The 18,459-nt window shown below is 57.2% G+C and carries 18 protein-coding genes; 14 read left to right on the top strand and 4 right to left on the bottom strand.

Features of this window, described 5'->3' with window-relative positions; genetic code table 11:
• Nucleotides 1-291: 291 nt before the first annotated feature.
• From IF205_RS19045 to IF205_RS19030, 4 genes are all read left to right on the top strand, one after another.
• Nucleotides 292-2,412: a marine proteobacterial sortase target protein gene (locus tag IF205_RS19045; protein ID WP_259780937.1), complete on the top strand. Its 2,121-nt coding sequence runs from the start codon at nt 292-294 to the stop codon at nt 2,410-2,412.
• Nucleotides 2,412-3,002 carry a sortase domain-containing protein gene (locus tag IF205_RS19040; RefSeq protein WP_259780936.1) on the top strand — a complete coding sequence of 197 codons (591 nt, stop codon included), beginning with the start codon at nt 2,412-2,414 and terminating at the stop codon, nt 3,000-3,002. The genes IF205_RS19045 and IF205_RS19040 overlap by 1 nt, the downstream gene beginning before the upstream one ends.
• Nucleotides 3,003-3,052: 50 nt before the next feature.
• Complete coding sequence (locus tag IF205_RS19035; protein WP_259780935.1) at nt 3,053-4,051, top strand: amidoligase family protein; 999 nt, start codon at nt 3,053-3,055, stop codon at nt 4,049-4,051.
• Nucleotides 4,052-4,152: 101 nt separating this feature from the next.
• Complete coding sequence (locus tag IF205_RS19030; protein WP_259780934.1) at nt 4,153-4,782, top strand: gamma-glutamyl-gamma-aminobutyrate hydrolase family protein; 630 nt, start codon at nt 4,153-4,155, stop codon at nt 4,780-4,782.
• On the opposite strand, the gene IF205_RS19025 is transcribed toward IF205_RS19030, so the two are convergent.
• A complete protein-coding gene (locus IF205_RS19025) occupies nt 4,765-5,496 on the bottom strand; it encodes a sulfite exporter TauE/SafE family protein (protein WP_259780933.1) in 732 nt (243 codons plus the stop codon). The genes IF205_RS19030 and IF205_RS19025 overlap by 18 nt on opposite strands.
• Before the next feature lie 90 nt (nt 5,497-5,586).
• On the opposite strand from IF205_RS19025, the gene uvrB reads away from it, so the two are divergent.
• The 9 genes from uvrB (at nt 5,587) to IF205_RS18980 (ending at nt 14,559) form a co-directional block, all read left to right on the top strand.
• A complete protein-coding gene (uvrB, locus tag IF205_RS19020) occupies nt 5,587-7,764 on the top strand; it encodes an excinuclease ABC subunit UvrB (protein WP_375542660.1) in 2,178 nt (725 codons plus the stop codon).
• Nucleotides 7,761-8,474, top strand: coding sequence for an SDR family NAD(P)-dependent oxidoreductase (locus IF205_RS19015; protein WP_259780932.1), 714 nt, complete (start codon nt 7,761-7,763; stop codon nt 8,472-8,474). The genes uvrB and IF205_RS19015 overlap by 4 nt, the downstream gene beginning before the upstream one ends.
• A gap of 409 nt (nt 8,475-8,883) precedes the next feature.
• Nucleotides 8,884-10,809: an excinuclease ABC subunit UvrC gene (gene uvrC, locus IF205_RS19010; RefSeq protein WP_259780931.1), complete on the top strand. Its 1,926-nt coding sequence runs from the start codon at nt 8,884-8,886 to the stop codon at nt 10,807-10,809.
• Nucleotides 10,810-10,946: 137 nt separating this feature from the next.
• Entirely contained in the window at nt 10,947-11,498 is a 552-nt protein-coding gene (pgsA, locus tag IF205_RS19005; RefSeq protein WP_259780930.1) for a CDP-diacylglycerol--glycerol-3-phosphate 3-phosphatidyltransferase, read from the top strand.
• Between the two features lie 43 nt (nt 11,499-11,541).
• Entirely contained in the window at nt 11,542-12,072 is a 531-nt protein-coding gene (gene mobB, locus IF205_RS19000; RefSeq protein ID WP_259780929.1) for a molybdopterin-guanine dinucleotide biosynthesis protein B, read from the top strand.
• A complete protein-coding gene (locus IF205_RS18995; protein ID WP_259780928.1) occupies nt 12,056-13,342 on the top strand; it encodes a molybdopterin molybdotransferase MoeA in 1,287 nt (428 codons plus the stop codon). The genes mobB and IF205_RS18995 overlap by 17 nt, the downstream gene beginning before the upstream one ends.
• Complete coding sequence (gene moaD, locus IF205_RS18990) at nt 13,339-13,590, top strand: molybdopterin converting factor subunit 1 (RefSeq protein WP_259780927.1); 252 nt, start codon at nt 13,339-13,341, stop codon at nt 13,588-13,590. The genes IF205_RS18995 and moaD overlap by 4 nt, the downstream gene beginning before the upstream one ends.
• A gap of 7 nt (nt 13,591-13,597) precedes the next feature.
• Nucleotides 13,598-14,068 (top strand): molybdenum cofactor biosynthesis protein MoaE, encoded by a 471-nt coding sequence (locus IF205_RS18985; protein WP_259780926.1) that lies wholly within the window; start codon nt 13,598-13,600, stop codon nt 14,066-14,068.
• A gap of 26 nt (nt 14,069-14,094) precedes the next feature.
• On the top strand, nt 14,095-14,559 hold the full coding sequence (locus tag IF205_RS18980) for a GNAT family N-acetyltransferase (protein WP_259780925.1): 465 nt from the start codon (nt 14,095-14,097) through the stop codon (nt 14,557-14,559).
• On the opposite strand, the gene IF205_RS18975 is transcribed toward IF205_RS18980, so the two are convergent.
• Nucleotides 14,548-15,462 carry a LysR family transcriptional regulator gene (locus tag IF205_RS18975; RefSeq protein WP_259780924.1) on the bottom strand — a complete coding sequence of 305 codons (915 nt, stop codon included), beginning with the start codon at nt 15,460-15,462 and terminating at the stop codon, nt 14,548-14,550. The genes IF205_RS18980 and IF205_RS18975 overlap by 12 nt on opposite strands.
• An 89-nt stretch (nt 15,463-15,551) precedes the next feature.
• Here IF205_RS18975 and IF205_RS18970 point away from each other — a divergent pair, with 89 nt between their 5' ends.
• Nucleotides 15,552-16,025 (top strand): OsmC family protein, encoded by a 474-nt coding sequence (locus IF205_RS18970; protein WP_259780923.1) that lies wholly within the window; start codon nt 15,552-15,554, stop codon nt 16,023-16,025.
• Here IF205_RS18970 and IF205_RS18965 read toward each other — a convergent pair.
• Both IF205_RS18965 and IF205_RS18960 read right to left on the bottom strand, forming a co-directional pair.
• A complete protein-coding gene (locus IF205_RS18965; RefSeq protein ID WP_259780922.1) occupies nt 16,012-17,313 on the bottom strand; it encodes a lipopolysaccharide biosynthesis protein in 1,302 nt (433 codons plus the stop codon). The two genes, IF205_RS18970 and IF205_RS18965, sit on opposite strands and share 14 nt — an antisense overlap.
• A 187-nt stretch (nt 17,314-17,500) precedes the next feature.
• Complete coding sequence (locus IF205_RS18960; RefSeq protein WP_259780921.1) at nt 17,501-18,403, bottom strand: branched-chain amino acid aminotransferase; 903 nt, start codon at nt 18,401-18,403, stop codon at nt 17,501-17,503.
• Nucleotides 18,404-18,459: the final 56 nt, after the last annotated feature.

Genomic DNA, 18,459 nt, shown 5'->3' with positions numbered 1-18,459 from the left:
CTTACATAATCCCCTAAACCCATACGGCATTGCTAATTTATACTTGTTTTACCAAGGAAAAAGCTATGCGATTTCTCCCCCATCATGGAGAAACTTCCTCAAAGTTGAAAAGATGCTGGTAATTTATCAATAAATTGTCAACATTGAATGACCGCTACTACTTTCTATATGAGCGCGTTCCGCTGCCTTTTTTTGCCAAAAAACGACATGTTATTGCCTGTTTTCCGGCAGGATTTCGCCGCGCCATACGCGTTTCATAATGTCTGATGCTCCATAAACGGGAATAAGGTTATGATTCAAAGTCTGCGTGTGAGGGGGCTGTCGGGCCGTATTTCGTCCGATACCCGGTCTTTGTCCATTCCGGTCCTGATCTTTGGCGCCCTGCTGTTTGTCCTGTCCGGGACTTTTTCTGCAGAGGCGACCGAGGCGTCAGACAAAGAAGAAGGAAAAAGTGAGTTCGGTCTGCGTTTGCGTCCCTTGTCCGGCGATGGTCCGGTGCAATCCGCGCTGACCTTGTCTATGGATATGGAAACGGACGTGTCCGGCATCGTGGCCCGCACGACCGTGACCCAGGATTTCCGCAACGACAGCGATCAGTGGATGGAAGGGGTATACCTTTTCCCGCTGCCCAATCGCGCGTCGGTCGACGGGATGACCCTTCTGGTCGGTGATCGCCGGATTGATGGTGTGATCAAGGAAAAAGAGGAGGCAAAGCGCGTCTATGCCCGCGCCCTGGCGGATGGCAAACGGGCCAGCCTGCTGGAACAGAATCGCCCGAATGTGTTCAAGACACGGGTGGCGAATATCGGGCCGGGTGATACGGTCTCTGTGGAAATCACCTATCAGATGACGGTGGAACGGCAGGGTGACGCATTCAAGTTGATCCAGCCTCTTGTCGTGATGCCGCGCTATTTCCGCAAGCCGCAGCCGGAGGCGGATCTGTCCGACGGAGATGCCGCAGGCCAGCTTGCCGATCACCTGAAGAAGATTGCGGAATTGGACCAGCCAATCGTCACGCCGGGTGAAGCCGCGGTCAATCCGGTCTCCATGGTGGTCAACCTGGACCCCGGCTTTGATCTGGCGGGGCTGGAAAGCAGCAGCCATGCGATCAGCGTGACGGAAACCGACGACGGCGACTATCGGATCACCCTTAAGAAGGGACAGGCAGTGGCCGACCGCGATTTCGTATTGTCCTGGCAGGCCGCCCGCGCCGCAGCGCCACAGGTTGCCTTGTTCAGCGAGCGTGTCGAGGATGCCACCTATTTCCTCGGGCTTGTCATGCCGCCCAAGATGGACGCCGAAGACAGTGATCGACAGGATGCCGCCCGCGACATCACTTTCATTATCGATGTGTCCGGGTCCATGTATGGCGATTCGATTGAGCAGGCCCGTGCGGCCCTGAGTGCGGCGCTGAACCGGCTGTCGCCCCATGACCGCTTTGACGTGATCGCCTTCAACGACAATTTCGTGCGCCTGTTCGGACAGAGCCGTCCGGCCAACGACAATAACATGGCCCGCGCGCAAAGCTTTGTGATGAGCCTTGAGGCCGACGGCGGGACGGAAATGTTTGATGCGCTGAACAGTGCCCTTGATGACCAGCCGACGCCGGGAGCCCTGCGCCAGATTCTGTTCCTGACCGACGGTGCGGTCGGCTATGAGGAAGAGATGTTCAAGCTGGTCCAGAGTAAACTGGGCAAGGGGCGGTTGTTCACGGTCGGCCTGGGGTCTGCGCCCAATGGCTGGTTCATGCGTAAGGCCGCGGAATTTGGCCGGGGTTTCCACATTCAGATTAACGATTTGTCACAGGCCAAGACCAAAATCTCGCAAATGCTGACGGAAATGGAACATCCGGCCTTGACCGACCTCAGTCTGGAAAACACCGGTGCGACGGCTGAAAGCTTCCCGTCACCCCTGCCGGATGTCTATGGTGCGCGGCCGATATCTTTCGTGATGCGTGTCGACAATGCCGACTTGCAGGAGGGTAACGATCTCGCCCTGGCCGGACGGCTCGGCTGGGATGGTTGGGAGCGGAAACTGCCCGCCAACGACTGGAAACCGGGGCATGGCATTGCCAAGCTTTGGGCGCGCGGCAAGGTCGAGGCCCTGATGGACGCCAAGGCCCGTGGCCTGGATGAGGAAACGGCAAAGCTTGCCATTCTTGATGTGGCTTTGCGGCACCAGATCATGAGCCCCTATACCAGCTTTGTTGCTGTTGAGCGTAAACCGGCACGACCAATGGACGAACGGCTTCGCCAACAAAAGATGAAGGCCAATCTGCCCGACGGGACGAAATATGAGAAATTCTTCGGCCCCTCCACGGCGACGCCGATGGAAATCAATCTGATCCTGGGCGTGATTGCACTGATTGCCAGTGGCGGTGCCTTCTGGTTGGCCCGTCGCAAGGCGGCCTGATGACTGCCCGTCGATTTGCCCTCTATTCGGTCGCTGCCATATCCCTGGCGGTGGCCGGATGGCAATTGGGCTCGGCGGGATTGATCGCGGGCAAGGCCTGGCTTGCGCCGATCCTGATTGACCGGGCCTGGGCCAAAACCCTCGACGGGGAAAGGCAGGTTGCACCCTGGGGCTGGGCGGATACCTGGCCGGTGGCGGAACTGACCGCCCCGAAACAGGATGTGCGGCGGCTGATCCTGTCCAATACAAGCATGCGCAATCTGGCCTTTGGGCCCACCATGGACCGGCGTGGCGACACGCGTATCCTCTATGCCCATCGCGACACTCACTTCCGCTTTCTGAAAGACGTTGCTGTTGGAGATCATCTGTCCCTGAAGGATGAAACGGGCAAGGTTCGTGACTATGTCATTCGGGAGGCCGCGGTGATGGACAAACAGGACCTGGGGCTTCCGAAGGATCTGGTCGGGCGGGATGCCCTGATGCTTATCACATGTTATCCTTTCGATGACTGGCAGCCCAACGGGCCACTGCGCTATGTGGTCTGGGCAGAGCGTGACCAGCCTCTGGCGGATGGGCAGGAGCCGGGGTAAACTGACGTCAGGCGCGAAGGGGTACGTCACTACCAAGCGGACGAGGGGCCATGCTATTTCCACCAATTACAACCAACGACCAGGGTGACGAACGCCGCGTCGGCTTCGAGATTGAATATCTCGGCCTCAACTTATCAAAAACGGCGCGATTGATTCTGGAGGCCTTTGGCGAACAGGATGCCCCGGACCGCATCATCAAACGTCATAAGAACGCCTGCCGTGTGGAAACATCTGCCCTTGGCCCCTTCACCGTGGAGGTGGATGTGGAGCTGTTGCAGAAATTGGCGGAAAGTTCGGAGCAGAAAACCGGGTCTGACGCATTGGACTTTGAAGGGGCGGTGGAGGAGCTGATCAGTCCGCTGATTACATCCTTCGCACCGAACGAAGTAGTGACGCCGCCCATCCCGCTGTCCCGTCTGGGGGAGTTGGAAAATCTGGTTGACCTGATGCGGGACGCGGGCGCGGAAGGCACCGGTGTTTCCATCAGCTATGCCTTCGGTCTGCATATCAACCCGGAGGCGCCATCCTTGAAGGCTGACAGTATCCGCGCGCATATCCAGGCGTTTCTGCTGCTTTACGAATGGCTGCAGGAAGAGATGCGGATGAACTTCAGCCGCCGCCTGACCTCTTTCGCCGGGGCCTTCCCCAAGCGGTATACCCGTCTTGTCCTGTCGCCTTATTATACGCCGGACCTGTCCCGCCTGATTGACGACTATCTGGAGTTCAATCCGACCCGGAACCGGGCGTTGGACCTGTTGCCGCTCTTTTCCGTTCTGGATGAACGCCGGGTGCAGGCTGTTACAACGGACAGCCTTATCAAAAAGCGCCCGACCTATCACCTGCGCATGCCCGATTGCCGGATTGACGATCCGTCCTGGCAGCCGACGGTGGAATGGAACCGCTGGGTGATGGTTGAAAAACTGGCCGATGACGAAGACCTTCTTCACCGTATGATGGACCATCGGCAGTCCCTGCGTGATAATCTGTTAAGCGATTTTACAGAGAAATGGCTGATTGCCTCCCGGAACTACGTTGAAAGGATGCGGTGATCGGATACCTGAACGGAAAAGGACATAGACCGCTTATCGGTGTAACGGGGCCGGCGGAAAAGGGCCGGATACCTTTCCTATGTGTTTCCCTGGCAGTTTGGATGGCCGGGGGGCGGGTGCTGCGCCTGACACCGGAAAGACCCCATCATAATACCGATCTGGACGGGCTCGTAATCTGCGGTGGGACGGATATCCATCCCTCCCTCTATGATGAAATCACCAAGATCAACTATGTCTACGACCGGGATCGGGATGCGCTTGAAGTTCATTGGTTGAAACGGGCAGAGGAACAGGACTGGCCGGTTCTTGGTATCTGCCGGGGCGCGCAGTTGTTGAATGTCCTGCGCGGTGGCAACCTGCATATGGATATCCGGCAGGCCTTTGAAGAGGCAGACTATCCGACCCATCTGTTGGCCAATATCTTTTTCCGCAAGACCATGCATATCGTCTCCGGCACGTTGCTCCATCGCCTCTGGGGGAAACGGACCTCGCGGGTGAACAGCCTGCACAGCCAGTCCATCAACCGGCTTGGCCGTGGGCTTGTGGTCGGCGCAAGGGAACGCAACGGCATCATCCAGGCGGTGGAGGATGCCCGAAAACCCTTTGTCCTCGGTGTGCAGTTTCACCCGGAATATTTGATCTACCGGAAGTCCGTCCGGCGCCTGTTTGCCTCGTTGGTGGCCGAGGCGCGGGGGGAAGAACGGGAAAGGTCTTTATCGCCCGCCGATTAACAAAGTTGCTGCGATTCCCGTGAGGATAACCAACACGCCGATGCGGAACTGCTCGCTGTTCACGCGGTGCAGGACGGCGCGCCCGGCGACGGTGGAAACCAGACTGACCGCCACCAGTCCGACGGCGGCGGGCCAATGCGCAAGCGTCAGAAGACCGGCCTGACTGTAAGCGCCCAGCTTTGCGAGGTTGGCAAGCACGGAGGTGGCGGCCATCACACCGACAAAGCTGTGCCGTTCCAGCCCGGCGCGCTGCAGGAAGATCGCCTTGATCACGTTACCGGTGCCCAGCAATCCGGACAAAAAGCCGTAAAGGCCGGATGCGCCGAGGATAAGGGGCTTGGACAGGGGCAAAGTGCCATGAGGCTTCCAAAGCTGCATGGCCACATAGACCAGAACGAGAATACCCAAGGCGGTCTGCATGAAATTCACCGGAGCCCAGACCATTACCTCTGCTCCCAAAAAGGCGAAGGGCAGGCTGGCGAGCGACATCCAGATGGCCAGCGGCCAGTCGATCTCGCGCCGATAGAGCCAGGTTTTGATCAATGTATTGCTGGTGAAGATGATCGTGGCGAGTGCGATCGATTCCTTGACCGGCAGCACCATTGAGCCGACCGCCAGCACAACCATTGCCGTGCCGAAGCCGAAGACCGCAGAAATCACCGATGCGCCGGCGCTTGCCGCGACAAAGAAGAGATAGGGAAGTTCTATCATCATGAATTGATCTTATGAGAACATTACGGTAACACCTATAGTCCGTGCTGGCTGGCAAGACCAGCCCTAATCATTCGCCGCGGGGGAAATGCAATGGAATCCGACCAGCCCATGTTTGTGCCGAAAAAGGCGGACCGTCCCTTGTCTGAAGGGGGGATTGCCTTTGATTTGCAGTCGGAATTCCAACCGGCGGGGGATCAGCCCAATGCGATCAAGGAATTGATGGAAGGCGTCAATGCCGGGGATCGGGATCAGGTGCTGCTCGGCGTGACGGGGTCGGGCAAGACCTTCACCATGGCGCATGTAATCCAGAAATCCCAGCGCCCCGCGGTGGTACTGGCGCCCAACAAGACGCTCGCGGCGCAGCTTTACGGGGAGATGAAGGCCTTTTTCCCCAATAACGCGGTGGAATATTTCGTTTCCTATTACGATTATTACCAGCCGGAAGCCTATGTGCCGCGCACGGATACCTATGTGGAAAAGGAATCCTCGATCAACGAACAGATCGACCGGATGCGCCATTCGGCGACCCGTGCACTGTTGGAGCGGGATGATGTGATCATCGTTGCCTCTGTCTCCTGCATCTATGGTATCGGGTCGGTGGAAACCTACAGCCAGATGGTGGTGCCGATCGAGGCGGGCCAGGAGATCGACATCCGTGAGTTGATGCGCCAACTGGTGGAATTGCAATACAAGCGCAACGACAACAGTTTTGTCCGCGGTACCTTCCGGGTACGCGGGGATACGCTGGAAATCTTCCCCGTCCACCAGGAGGATCGCGCCTGGCGTATTTCCTTCTTTGGTGACGAGGTGGATGCGATCCATGAGTTCGACCCGCTGACCGGTGAGAAGAATGCGACGCTGGAAGGCGTGCGCGTTTATGCAAACAGCCACTATGTCACCCCGCGCCCGACCCTGGTTCAGGCGATCAAGGGCATCAAACAGGAATTGAAGGCGCGTCTGGCGGAATTTACCGAACAGGGAAAGTTGCTGGAGGCGCAGCGCCTGGACCAGCGCACCACCTTCGACATCGAGATGATGGAGGCAACCGGGGCCTGCGCCGGGATTGAGAACTATTCCCGCTGGCTGACCGGGCGTAACCCGGGGGAGCCGCCGCCGACGCTGTTTGAATATCTGCCGGACAATGCCCTGCTGTTTATCGACGAGAGCCATGTGACCGTGCCGCAGATCGGAGGCATGTACCGGGGTGACTTTGCCCGGAAATCGACCCTGTCCGATTATGGCTTCCGCCTGCCGTCCTGCGCGGATAACCGCCCGCTGAAGTTTGAGGAATGGGAGGCGATGCGCCCCCAGACGGTGTTCGTTTCCGCCACGCCCGGCGGCTGGGAGATGGATCGGACTGCAGGTGTCTTCGTGGAACAGGTGGTCCGTCCGACCGGCCTGATCGATCCGGTCTGCATCATCCGGCCCACTGAAAGCCAGGTGGATGACCTGCTGGACGAATGCCGGATTTGTTCGGAGGTGAACCAGCGTGTGCTGGTAACCACGCTCACCAAGAAGATGGCGGAGGACCTGACCGAATATATGACGGAGGCGGGGCTGAAGGTCCGCTATCTGCATTCCGATATTGATACGCTGGAGCGGATCGAGATCATCCGCGACCTGCGTCTGGGGGCTTTCGATATTCTGGTGGGTATCAACCTGCTGCGTGAGGGGCTTGATATCCCGGAATGCGGTCTGGTTGCGATCCTCGATGCGGACAAGGAAGGTTTCCTGCGCTCAAAGACCTCACTGGTCCAGACCATCGGTCGCGCCGCCCGTAACGTGGATGGCCGGGTTATTCTCTATGCGGACAAGATGACGGACTCACTGGAATATGCGATCAGTGAAACCAACCGCCGTCGTGAACGCCAGCAGGCCTATAATGCCGAACATGGCATCACACCGGAAAGTGTGAAGAAGAAGATCGGCGATATTCTGGACAGCGTCTATGAACGCGACCATATGACCATCGAGACCGGTGATGAGAGTCAGTCCCATCTGGTCGGTATGGATCTCAAGACCTATATCGCGGAGTTGGAAAACCGTATGAAGGCGGCGGCAGCCGATCTGGAGTTTGAAACGGCAGCGAACATGCGTGACGAGATCAAGCGGCTGGAGGCCTATGATCTGGAAATGCCTGCCGATGCCGCACCGTTGAATTCGGATATTGCGGTTACAATCCGCAATACGCCGATGGATGTAATCCCCAAAGGCAAGCGGGCCAAGGGTGCCAAGAAAAGCCGTGGCCGAAAGCGCAAGGGGCCATGATAAAATTCAAAACCGCCCTGGTGACCGGGGCCGACAGACAGGTCGGCCATGCAATTGCCCTTGATCTTGCGCGCCGTGGGCTGGACGTTGCCGTGCATTTTAGTACCGGCCAGGACGAGGCGGCTGCGACAGTCGCCGAAATCCGGTCGATGGGCTGCAGGTCAGTGGCGCTTGACGCGGACCTGACACGCGAGGCGGATGTTTCCACCCTGATTGCCCGGGCGGCTGATGCGCTTGGGCCGGTGGATGTGTTGATCAACAGTGCCTCTTTATCCAAACCTGACGACTGGAACAGTGCGACGCGTGAAAGCTGGGACCTGCATATGGAGGCGAACCTGCGTGCGCCTTTTGTGTTGATGCAGGAATTTGCCAGGGGGCTGCCAGCGGGGTGCATGGGCACGGTTGTGAATGTGGTCGACGAGCGGGTCTGGAGTCTGCCGCCGCATCATCTCTCCTACACACTGTCCAAGACGGGGTTGTGGACATTGACCCGGACCATGGCGCAGGCGCTGGCGCCGCAGATCCGTGTGAATGGCATTGGTCCGGGGCCAGAGCAATCTGATACCCGGAATGACGTGGCGGGGGATATTTGCGCCGCCATAGGTTTCCTCCTTGAGGCCGATGCGATGACCGGTCAAATGGTCGCCCTGGGCGGTGGGGAAGGTTTGGACTGGGCGGAACCTGCTAACGGATTTACCCCTGAAAAATAGCCTGAAATATCGCAGTAATGTCGGGTGAAATCACAAGTCAATCGTATGCTAATTAGGCAGAAATGCCTAACTTTGCAGAAAAATTTGGATAAAATGCAATTTGGTTGTGCACAGGAGCTTGACAGGGATTTGTGACCGTTTGGAAAGACGGGCTTTGATTCGGCATTTAACAAAACATTAAAAGTTATAATCTTTCAAAACGTTTGTTTTCAATGACTTACAATGTGGTGCCTAAAAATTAAGCAAGATGTACAAAGCCAAGGGTTTTTGCGAGAGTCGGACAGTTACCTTCAACTTGTCCCTAAGGTTATCCACAGGTTTCGTGGATTGTTGAGGAGCAAAAAATCCCCTTGACAGGAATCCCCGTGAGGGTCGTTTTTGTGGCCCGGAACATGGTGTGAACAGAAGTATGACTGAGGTTAAAAAGACGTCCGATAGTACCGCAGAGGTGGAGCCTGAACCGGAGAACCGGCTGGCCCATGGTGTGGCCGTGATCAAGGGGTATCTTGAGAATCTGGGCAATACGCCCGGCGTTTACAGAATGCTGAACGAACGCGGTGATGTACTTTATGTGGGTAAAGCCTACAGCCTGAAAAAACGGGTCGCCTCCTATACGCGCCCGAACAAGTTGCTGATCCGGTTGCAACGGATGATCGCGGAAACGCGTATAATGGAATTCGTCACCACCCATACCGAGGTGGAAGCGCTGCTTCTGGAAAACAACCTGATCAAGAAGCTGAAGCCGCGCTACAATGTGTTGCTGCGCGACGACAAGACCTTTCCGGATATCCTGATCCGTACCGATCACGAATTTCCACAGATCGAGAAACATCGCGGCGCGCGCGATACCAAGGGAGATTATTTCGGTCCCTTTGCCTCCGCCGGGGCGGTCAACCGGACGCTGACTGTGTTGCAGCGCGCCTTCCTGCTGCGCAACTGTAGCGACGGGACATTCGCAAACCGGACAAGGCCTTGTCTGCAGTATCAGATCAAGCGGTGTTCTGCGCCCTGCGTGGAGAAGATCAGCCGTGAGGACTATCTGGAAACCGTGAAGCAGGCCAAGGCTTTCCTGTCGGGCAACAGCCGGGACATTCAGGCCGATCTGGCTGAGGAAATGCAAAAAGCCTCCGAGGCGCTGGACTTCGAACGCGCGGCGACCCTGCGCGATCGGCTGCGCGCCATGGCGGTTGTGCAATCCCATCAAGGCATCAATGTGGAAGGCGTGCGCGATGCGGATGTCTTGGCCTTGTTTGTGGAGGGCGGGCAGGCCTGTATCCAGGTCTTCTTCTTTCGTGGCGGGCGAAACAACGGCAATCATTCCTATTTCCCCTCTCATGACAGGCAGATGGAGGCGGATGAGATCATGGCGGCCTTCATCGGCCAGTTCTATGACAACAAACCGCCGCCGTCGTTGCTGTTGTGCAATGTAAAGCCGGTGGAACTGGACCTGCTGCAGGAGGCCTTGTCCCAGAAGGCGGGCCGCAAGGTGGAAATCAGCGAGCCCAAGCGCGGCGACCGCAAGACGCTGTTGGACCACGCGGTCAACAACGCGCGGGATGCATTGCAGCGCCGCCTGGCGGAAAGCACCTCACAGCGCCGCCTGCTGGACGGGCTGGCGGAAAAACTGGGTATCGAGTCCAGTATCAACCGTGTCGAGGTATACGATAACAGCCACATCCAAGGCAGCAGCGCCATTGGCGCGATGATCGTGGCAGGGCCGGAAGGCTTCATGAAAAATGCCTATCGCAAGTTCAACATCAAGACGGCGGGCAAGGCCGTCGGTGAAGATGGTGGTGATGACTATCAGATGATGCGGGAAGTGCTGACACGCCGTTTTTCCCGTGCACTGAAGGAGGACCCGGATCGGGAATCGGAAAACTGGCCCGATCTTGTGATCGTCGATGGCGGCAAGGGGCAACTGTCCATTGCCGTAGAGGTCCTGGAGGAATTGGGGCTGACCAATGACATCGCCCTGTTGGGGGTGGCGAAGGGACCAGAGCGAAATGCGGGCCGCGAACGCCTGCACTTGCCGGACAGGCCGCCCTTCATGCTGGAGCCGCGCGACCCGGTTCTCTATTTTATTCAGCGCCTGCGCGATGAATCGCACCGTTTTGCGATTGGAACCCATCGGAAAAAGCGCGCCAAGGATATGGGTCGTAACCCGCTGGACGAAATCCCCGGCATTGGGGCGAAGCGTAAAAAGGCGCTGTTGTTGCATTTCGGATCGGCCAAGGCGGTGGCGCGTGCGGGCCTGTCGGACCTGGAGGGGATCGACGGCATTTCCAAGGCCGTGGCGAAGAAGATTTATGGTTTTTTCCACAGCGACAGCGGGTGATTATCTGTGATCCTTTCGGCCGTGGAATATGTGAAATGACGCGAAAGTGCGTCTTTGTGCGCTTTGGGCGCATTGCGTCCGCGTTGACTTCCCGCTAAAACGGCTGCATCCACGGTAAGGAATAGTGACTGCCCATCATGTTGACCAGCCTGCCAAATCTGTTGACCCTTATGCGGATTCTGGTGATTCCGCCGATCATCGCCCTGTTCTTCTGGGACGGGTCGACGGTGCGCTGGGTCATGTTCGGTCTCTATGTGCTGGCCTGTGTCACCGATTATTTCGATGGTGTGGCCGCGCGCTCCATGAACCAGATTTCCAAACTGGGCCGTTTTCTCGATCCCATTGCCGACAAATTGCTGGTCGCGTCCATCATCCTTATGCTGGTCGCCTCCGGTCAGGTGTCGGGGGTCGATATTCTGGCCTGCCTGATTATCTTGTTGCGCGAGATCACGGTTTCGGGCCTGCGGGAGTTCCTGGCGGAACTGCAGGTCGGCATGCCGGTCAGTAAATTGGCAAAATGGAAAACCACGATCCAGATGCTGGCTTTGGGCTTCCTGATCGTCGGTCCGGCCAATACCGGTCCGGTCCCGGCGGATATCATCGGGTTGGTTCTTCTGTGGATTGCGGCGGTGCTTACCGTCGTTACCGGTTTTGATTACCTCAGGGCCGGGTTGCGTCATATGACGTGAAAATACGCCCACCTCATTCAACGTCCGAAGCGGAGAAAAGAATATGAAGGTCTTTGGTCTGGCAGGTTGGAGCGGAAGCGGGAAGACAACGTTGTTGGTCAAACTGATCCCGGAACTGGTGGGACGTGGCATAACAGTATCCACAATCAAACACGCCCATCATAAGTTTGACGTCGATAAACCGGGAAAAGACTCTTACGAACATCGTCAGGCCGGGGCGTCCGAGGTGCTTATCTCATCGTCGAACCGCTGGGCGCTGATGCATGAGTTGCGCGGCGCGCCGGAACCCAGCCTGGACGAATTGATCAGCCATATGAGCCCGGTTGACCTGCTCATGGTTGAAGGGTTCAAATACGGTGATCACCCGAAACTGGAAGTGCACCGTCCGTCCGAGGGTAAACCCCTGCTGGCCGTCCAGGATGATCGGGTTGTCGCCATTGCCTGTGACGATGAATTGACGGAAGCCAAGGATTGTCGCCGACTGGACCTTAATGATGTTCCGGCGATCGCGGATTTCATCCTGGACTATTGCGGTCTGCAAAAGGAGGAGGTTCGTCATGGCGCAGCTGACTGATGACTGCTTTGCTTTCAGTGGAGACCTGTTGCCGGTCGATGAGGCGCTCTCGCTACTGACGAAACGCCTGACGGCGGTTGTCGGAACGGAAACCGTATCTTTGTCTCAGGCAAGGCAACGGGTTCTGGCGGTGGATGTGATTGCCCGCCGTAATGTGCCGCCTTACGACAATTCCGCCGTAGATGGTTATGCGGTCTATCATGCCGATCTGAACGCCGATGCGGAGACTGTCCTGCCGGTGCGTGGGCGTGTGGCGGCGGGGCATCCGCTGAACGGCCCCGCAGGGCACGGCGAGGCCATCCGTATCTTCACCGGTGCACCGATGCCGGATGGTCCGGACGGCGGACCGGATACGGTTATGATGCAGGAGGATTGCCGGGAGGAAGACGGCAAGGTCACCCTGCTGCCGGGCATCAAATCCGGTTCGAACCGGCGCAAGGCTGGCGAGGATGTTGGCGAAGGCGATTTGATCCTGAAGGCGGGCACGCGTCTTGAGCCACAGCATATCGCCATGGCGGCCAGTCAGGGGCTGGCCGACCTTGAGGTCTATAGACCATTGAGGGTGGCTGTCCTGTCCACGGGCGACGAGGTTTTCGAGCCCGGCTGCGATTTGCCTGCGGGGGCGATCTATGACGCCAACCGGCATATGATCGCGGCCATGTTGGAAAACATGGGCTGTTCAGTGCAGGACAAGGGCATCCTGCCCGACGACGAGGATAGTATTGCCCGGGCGCTGGCCGAGGCGGCGGACGAGAATGATCTGATTGTTACCTCCGGCGGCATGTCTGTCGGTGAGGAAGACCATATCTGCAATGTGATCCGGCAATCCGGGGAGTTGAACTTCTGGCGTCTGGCGATCAAACCCGGCCGCCCTGTTGGTATGGGCCAGGTGAAGGCAGGGGATGGTCGTGTGGTGCCAGTTTTCGGTCTGCCAGGCAATCCGGTGGCGGCTTTCACGACCTTTACCCTGATCGGCTATCCGATGGTGCAGGTGATGGCGGGGCAGGAAAACTGCCCGCCGCGTCGCTATGCCGTCGTGCTGGATGCCGATTACAAGAAAAAGAAAGGCCGCCGCGAATTTGTCCGTGCGCGGCTGACAGGCCGTGATGAGAGCGGTTTGCCCAAGGCCGTGAAGCATGGTGCGAGCGGTGCGGCGATCATTTCGTCGCTGGTCGGCGCGGATGGCTTCATTGACTTGGGCGAGGATACTACCCAAATAACTGCCGGAACGGTTGTCGATTTCTTGCCCTTTAGTGAGGTATTGCGATGAAGGTTATGTATTTTGCCTGGCTGCGGCAGAAGGTTGGAACCGGTGAAGAGGTTATCGACCTGCCGGACGACGTTGCCACCACCGGCCAGCTTGTGGATTGGCTGCGTAGCCGGGGCACGGGCTATTTCGATGCCTTTCGCGATATGACGGCGATCAAGGTTGCTGTGAACCAGGAATTCGCCGACTTTGACGCGCCGGTCAAGGCGGGGGACGAAGTGGCCTTTTTCCCGCCGGTGACCGGGGGCTGACACATTCATGACTGTTCGCGTACAGCAAGAGGATTTCGATCTCGCCCGGGAAATGAAGGCAATGACCGATGGCAACCACAATGTGGGCGGCCTCTGTTCCTTCGTCGGGCTGGTGCGGGATATGAATGACGGCGATGATGTTTCCGCCATGACGCTGGAACATTACCCGGGCATGACGGAAAAGATGCTGGAGCGGATCGAGGCAGAGGCCTGCGCGCGCTGGCCTCTGGAAAACAGCCTGATCATTCATCGTTATGGACGGATGGAGCCGGGAGAGCAGATCGTTCTGGTTGCCGCCGCCAGCGCCCACAGGCAGGCCGCTTTTGAGGCCTGTAACTTTCTGATCGACTGGCTGAAAACGAAAGCGCCGTTCTGGAAAGTCGAGGAAAACGACCACGGCGAGGCAAGCTGGGTCGATGCGCGTGAGACGGACGACGAGGCCGCCGCGCGCTGGTCCGACAAAAAACAAAGTAAATAATATAAAATAACTTCAGGGAAGACTTCATGAACATCGAGATTGTTGAGGCCGGGCCCAATGATGCGGACCTTGTGTCGATCATGGTCTATCAGCTTCTGCAGGAGCTTTATCGCGGCGAGTCGCCCGTTTCCGATGAAGAGGTCTATGAGACCTGCCATCAGTTGTTTGACGACGAAGACCCGCGTTTTTCCGCCCTGCTGGGCTTTGATGAGAACCGCAGGCCCCTTGCCGTGATGACCATTACCGAGGCGGTCGCCCTTTTCGCCAAGGGGCGATATGGCCTGATTACCGAATTTTTCGTGGACCCCGTCCACCGTTCCCGCGGCGTGGGCGAAAAGATGATCAGCCATGCATCCGAAATGGGGCGTCGGCGGGGGTGGTCCTGTCTGGAATTGAATACGCCAGGTGGTGATGAGGGCACCCGTGCCGTGAATTTCTATCTGCGTGAAGGCTTCCGCAATATTGGGCCGACCCTGAAACTACGCCTGTAAATCTTCATTCCGTTCAAAGATGCAATTGTCGGCCACGGCCTGTGATTTGATGAAATCCCAGGCCGCGGCAACTTTCGGAATGCGCCGCAGGTCGCGATGTGTCGCCAGCCAGACGTCCTTGCCGGTTGGCGCCTCGGGTAGCGTAATTTCGGTCAGACCGCCTATGGCATAGGCCAGATAGCGTGGCAGAAGGGCAATGCCCATGCCCTGTTTTGCGGCCTGCGCCTGCGCAACGGCGGACCCTGAACGGAAGACGAAATCCGGCTCCGCTACATGCTGCCTGAGCCAGGCGAATTCCACTGTGTTGTCATAATCCAGCGCCTGCCCGATGAAACTGTGTGTGGGCAGGTCGTGTATGGTGGCGGGGCTGCCCCATCGGGCCAGATAGGCGGGGGACGCAAATAGCCTGAAGGAAATTTTGCCCAGCTTGCGGATGATCAGATCGTCTTCCTCCGGGCGGTAGAGCCGCAGGGCGATATCGGCACTGCGGCGGGATAAATCCAACGGCCTGTTGCCCGTGATCACCTCCAGCATGATTGAAGGATGCTGTTGGCGCAGTTGCACGGCGAGATCGGGCAGCCAATAGGCCCCCAATCCGTCGGTGCTGGTCACGCGGACAATACCCTGTTCTCCCTGGGTGTGGCTGCTTGTCTTGCGGTTGATGGCATCGGCTGCGGTTTGCATCGTGGATGCGGACTCTGCCAGGTCCCGGCCCAGTTCCGTCAATGTCCATTGCCGCCCGCTGCGCAGGAACAGGGGGCTGCCCAACCGCTCTTCCAACAGGGCGAGACGCCGCCCGACACTGGGCTGTGTCAGGGCAAGCTCCTTCCCTGCCGCAGTCAGATTTCCACAGCGCGCAATAGCCAGAAAGACGCGAATATCATCCCAATTATCCATAATCATGCGAATATGCATGTAATGTATAAAAAATATAGAAATTTATTATGGGAGTGTCTGTGCTAGTTTGTTGACGGCATTTACGGAGGACAAAAATGGCAAAGTCGCATCGCTACGCAGCAAAGGTGGTCTGGACGGGGGGCGAGGAAGGACCTGCCCGCGACTATCGGGGGTATTCCCGCGAACATCGGATTGAGATCGAAGGCAAGGCACCGATCCGTGGATCCGCAGACCCGGCCTTTCGTGGAGATGCCAGCCTGCATAACCCGGAAGATATGCTGGTGGCTTCGCTGTCGGCCTGTCATATGCTGTGGTATCTGCACCTTTGCACGGTCAACGGGATTGTCGTTGCCGGCTATGAGGATAGTGCCTGTGGCGTAATGAGCGAAGGGAGTGATGGGGCCGGTCGGTTTGAATCGGTTACCCTGTTCCCCAAGGTCTCTATTCTGGACGGTGATCCCGATCTCGCGCTGTCTTTGCATGGGCAAGCCCATGAAAAATGCTTCATTGCCAATTCGGTGAATTTCCCGGTCATCCATGAACCGACTGTGGATATTATCGAGGGCTAAGTCCTTTCCGCGCGGCCAGAGTTGATGAGATATCCAGAGCCAGCCAGGGCTTTATCGTCACATGCCGGTATAGCAGGCTGTAACTGGCGAGGCTGCGGGTAAAGCGGATGCCGACCAGGGAGCAGATGGCACCTTCCAGGCCGAAGAAATAAACACATACCGGCGCTACAACCAGGTTGATTGCGACGAGGCCGCTGTTCAGTTTGGCGGATTTTCTGTGATGCCCGTTCAAAGACAGGAAGGGTCCCGCCAGTTCCGCTATGCTGCTGAGGCAGGCGCTTAGCAACAGGAACACCAGCCAGCCTTCATAGGGTAACAGGTCTTTGTGGAACCAGCCGAGGATCGGCCGGGCGAAGACGATCATTATGCCGGCGGTGAGGATATTGCAGGCGAACAGGATTTGCGTGCTTTGATTGAACTGCTGCTGCAGGCTGGCGGTATTCCCAACCATCTTTATGATCCTGGGCCTTATAACCGCATTCATGGCATGAAAATTCAGCCAGATGATGGAGGGAAGGAAAAGCAACAGCGTATAGATGCCGACGCTTGCCTCCACAGGGTGCAGGACTTCCAGGGACAGCAGGTTGATGCGGGGCAGGAAGCTCGTCGTCAGTGCAGTCCATAGCAGGGGAATGCCGGTATTATTCCAGGCGGCTTTCTCATAGGCCGGGTCTGCGCATGTGATCGGCACCGGCAGGGCCCGCGAAATGGTGACGTATTGAACCAGGATGCACAGGCAGAGCGCGACCGCCAACATCAACATCGCTCCGAATTCATCGATATCCGGGAAAATCTGTAACCAAATCAGGCAGCCGAGCCAGAACAGGAGCGGACGCATGATTTCATAAGGATAAAGGGCTGCCACCGGGCGTCCCATGGACTGGATCACGTGTCCGAAAAACAGCGTAACGGCAAAGAAGGGGGTGAGCAGGCTTGCCGTTACGGCTTCATGCAACTGATCAGTCATCTCGAAATAGGCAAATCCACCGATCAGACCCAGTGCGACAACGGCGATTGCCGCGCTGGACAGACCTGCCATCGTGATGTGATGTCGGATGAAGCCACAGATATGCGGCCATTTATCCTCGGAAAGATAACGGGGCACGAAATGATGGGCCAGGGAGTGACCACCAAAGACAGCAATCACGCTGAGAATTGCGGCGACGCTGATCCCCACGTTAAAGTCGCCTAATCCGTCGAGCGCCAGGTTTTTGATCAGAAATTTGTTCAGGAAAAACGAAGCTAAAAAGCCAGAATAAAGAATCAACAGGGACAAAAAGACTTTCATCTCAACGTTTCTTCTAGTGTGGTTTCTCTCTCAAGGGCTATCTTATTAGGATGTCAAGAAAACCAAAACTGTTTGTTGGATATTATTGTTGGCTCCAGTCTTAGATAAATATTTGTTTTTGATGTAAAGAAAAGCCGACAGAAATTCTGTCGGCTTTTCTTGATTTTTACAGCGTGCGGGAGCCTGATTACTCCGCTGCCGCAGCCTGACGGGAGGGGCGGCGGACTTCCTCCTCATAGGCTTCAATCAATGTCCGGCAGCATTCGGCCGGTTCAAACTGATAATCACCGATGGAGCGAATGGGTGTGACCTCGACGGCTGTGCCGGTCAGGAAGGCTTCTTTCGCATTGGCCATGTCTTCCGGCTGGATGTGGCGCTCTACGATTTCATAGCCCTTTGCCTTGGCCAGTTCGTTTACCGTACGGCGGGTGATGCCGTCCAGGAAGCAATCCGGCTTGGGCGTGTGCAACTTGCCGTCGTCCATCAGGAAGAAGATGTTGGCGCCGGTGGCTTCGGCGATATAGCCGCGCCAGTCCAGCAACAATGCATCGTCATATCCCTCGCTTTCCGCCTTATGCTTGGACAAGGTGCAGATCATGTAGAGACCGGCAGCCTTGGAATCGGTCGGTGCGGTGCGCGGGTCCGGGCGGTGCCAGTCGGAAATGCGCATACGCAGGCCCTGCATCTTGGCTTCCGGAGAGAAATAGGCGGGCCATTCCCAGGCGGCGATTGCGATATTGATGCGTGAATTCTGTGCGGATACACCCATCATTTCCGACCCGCGCCAGGCGATCGGGCGGATGTAGCCATCGGTGATGCCGTTCATTTCGATCAGCTTCTTGCTGGCGTCATCAATCTCGTCGGGGGTGTATGGAATCTGGAAATCCAGAATGTTACCGGATTTCAACAGGCGGTCGGTGTGTTCGCGCAGCTTGAAGATATGGCCGCCATAGACCCGTTCGCCTTCGAATACCGCCGATGCATAATGCAGGGCGTGGCTCAGGAAGTGAAGTTTTGCATCCCGCCACTGAATGAATTCACCATTCAGCCAGATATAGCCGTCGCGGTCGTCGAATGGTAAGAGCGCCATGGGTCTCGTGCTCCCCTCTGCTTGTTGCTACAATCCCGACGGTGCATTTTCCTAGA

The organism is Aestuariispira ectoiniformans (genome assembly GCF_025136295.1).
Lineage (GTDB): Bacteria > Pseudomonadota > Alphaproteobacteria > UBA8366 > Aestuariispiraceae > Aestuariispira_A > Aestuariispira_A ectoiniformans.
The sequence above is the reverse complement of the archived record's forward strand: the minus strand, read 5'-3'. Positions and strand labels throughout refer to the sequence as shown.

Coding starts and splice junctions, on each gene's coding strand:
- uvrC (WP_259780931.1), top strand. CDS start 8,884: ATGACTGAGGTTAAAAAGACGTCCGATAGTACCGCAGAGGTGGAGCCT.
- IF205_RS18970 (WP_259780923.1), top strand. CDS start 15,552: ATGGCAAAGTCGCATCGCTACGCAGCAAAGGTGGTCTGGACGGGGGGC.
- IF205_RS18960 (WP_259780921.1), bottom strand. CDS start 18,403: ATGGCGCTCTTACCATTCGACGACCGCGACGGCTATATCTGGCTGAAT.
- mobB (WP_259780929.1), top strand. CDS start 11,542: ATGAAGGTCTTTGGTCTGGCAGGTTGGAGCGGAAGCGGGAAGACAACG.
- IF205_RS19015 (WP_259780932.1), top strand. CDS start 7,761: ATGATAAAATTCAAAACCGCCCTGGTGACCGGGGCCGACAGACAGGTC.
- IF205_RS18975 (WP_259780924.1), bottom strand. CDS start 15,462: ATGATTATGGATAATTGGGATGATATTCGCGTCTTTCTGGCTATTGCG.
- moaD (WP_259780927.1), top strand. CDS start 13,339: ATGAAGGTTATGTATTTTGCCTGGCTGCGGCAGAAGGTTGGAACCGGT.
- pgsA (WP_259780930.1), top strand. CDS start 10,947: ATGTTGACCAGCCTGCCAAATCTGTTGACCCTTATGCGGATTCTGGTG.
- IF205_RS18965 (WP_259780922.1), bottom strand. CDS start 17,313: ATGAAAGTCTTTTTGTCCCTGTTGATTCTTTATTCTGGCTTTTTAGCT.
- IF205_RS19030 (WP_259780934.1), top strand. CDS start 4,153: ATGGCCGGGGGGCGGGTGCTGCGCCTGACACCGGAAAGACCCCATCAT.
- IF205_RS19025 (WP_259780933.1), bottom strand. CDS start 5,496: ATGATGATAGAACTTCCCTATCTCTTCTTTGTCGCGGCAAGCGCCGGC.
- uvrB (WP_375542660.1), top strand. CDS start 5,587: ATGGAATCCGACCAGCCCATGTTTGTGCCGAAAAAGGCGGACCGTCCC.
- IF205_RS19040 (WP_259780936.1), top strand. CDS start 2,412: ATGACTGCCCGTCGATTTGCCCTCTATTCGGTCGCTGCCATATCCCTG.
- IF205_RS18985 (WP_259780926.1), top strand. CDS start 13,598: ATGACTGTTCGCGTACAGCAAGAGGATTTCGATCTCGCCCGGGAAATG.
- IF205_RS19035 (WP_259780935.1), top strand. CDS start 3,053: ATGCTATTTCCACCAATTACAACCAACGACCAGGGTGACGAACGCCGC.
- IF205_RS18995 (WP_259780928.1), top strand. CDS start 12,056: ATGGCGCAGCTGACTGATGACTGCTTTGCTTTCAGTGGAGACCTGTTG.
- IF205_RS19045 (WP_259780937.1), top strand. CDS start 292: ATGATTCAAAGTCTGCGTGTGAGGGGGCTGTCGGGCCGTATTTCGTCC.
- IF205_RS18980 (WP_259780925.1), top strand. CDS start 14,095: ATGAACATCGAGATTGTTGAGGCCGGGCCCAATGATGCGGACCTTGTG.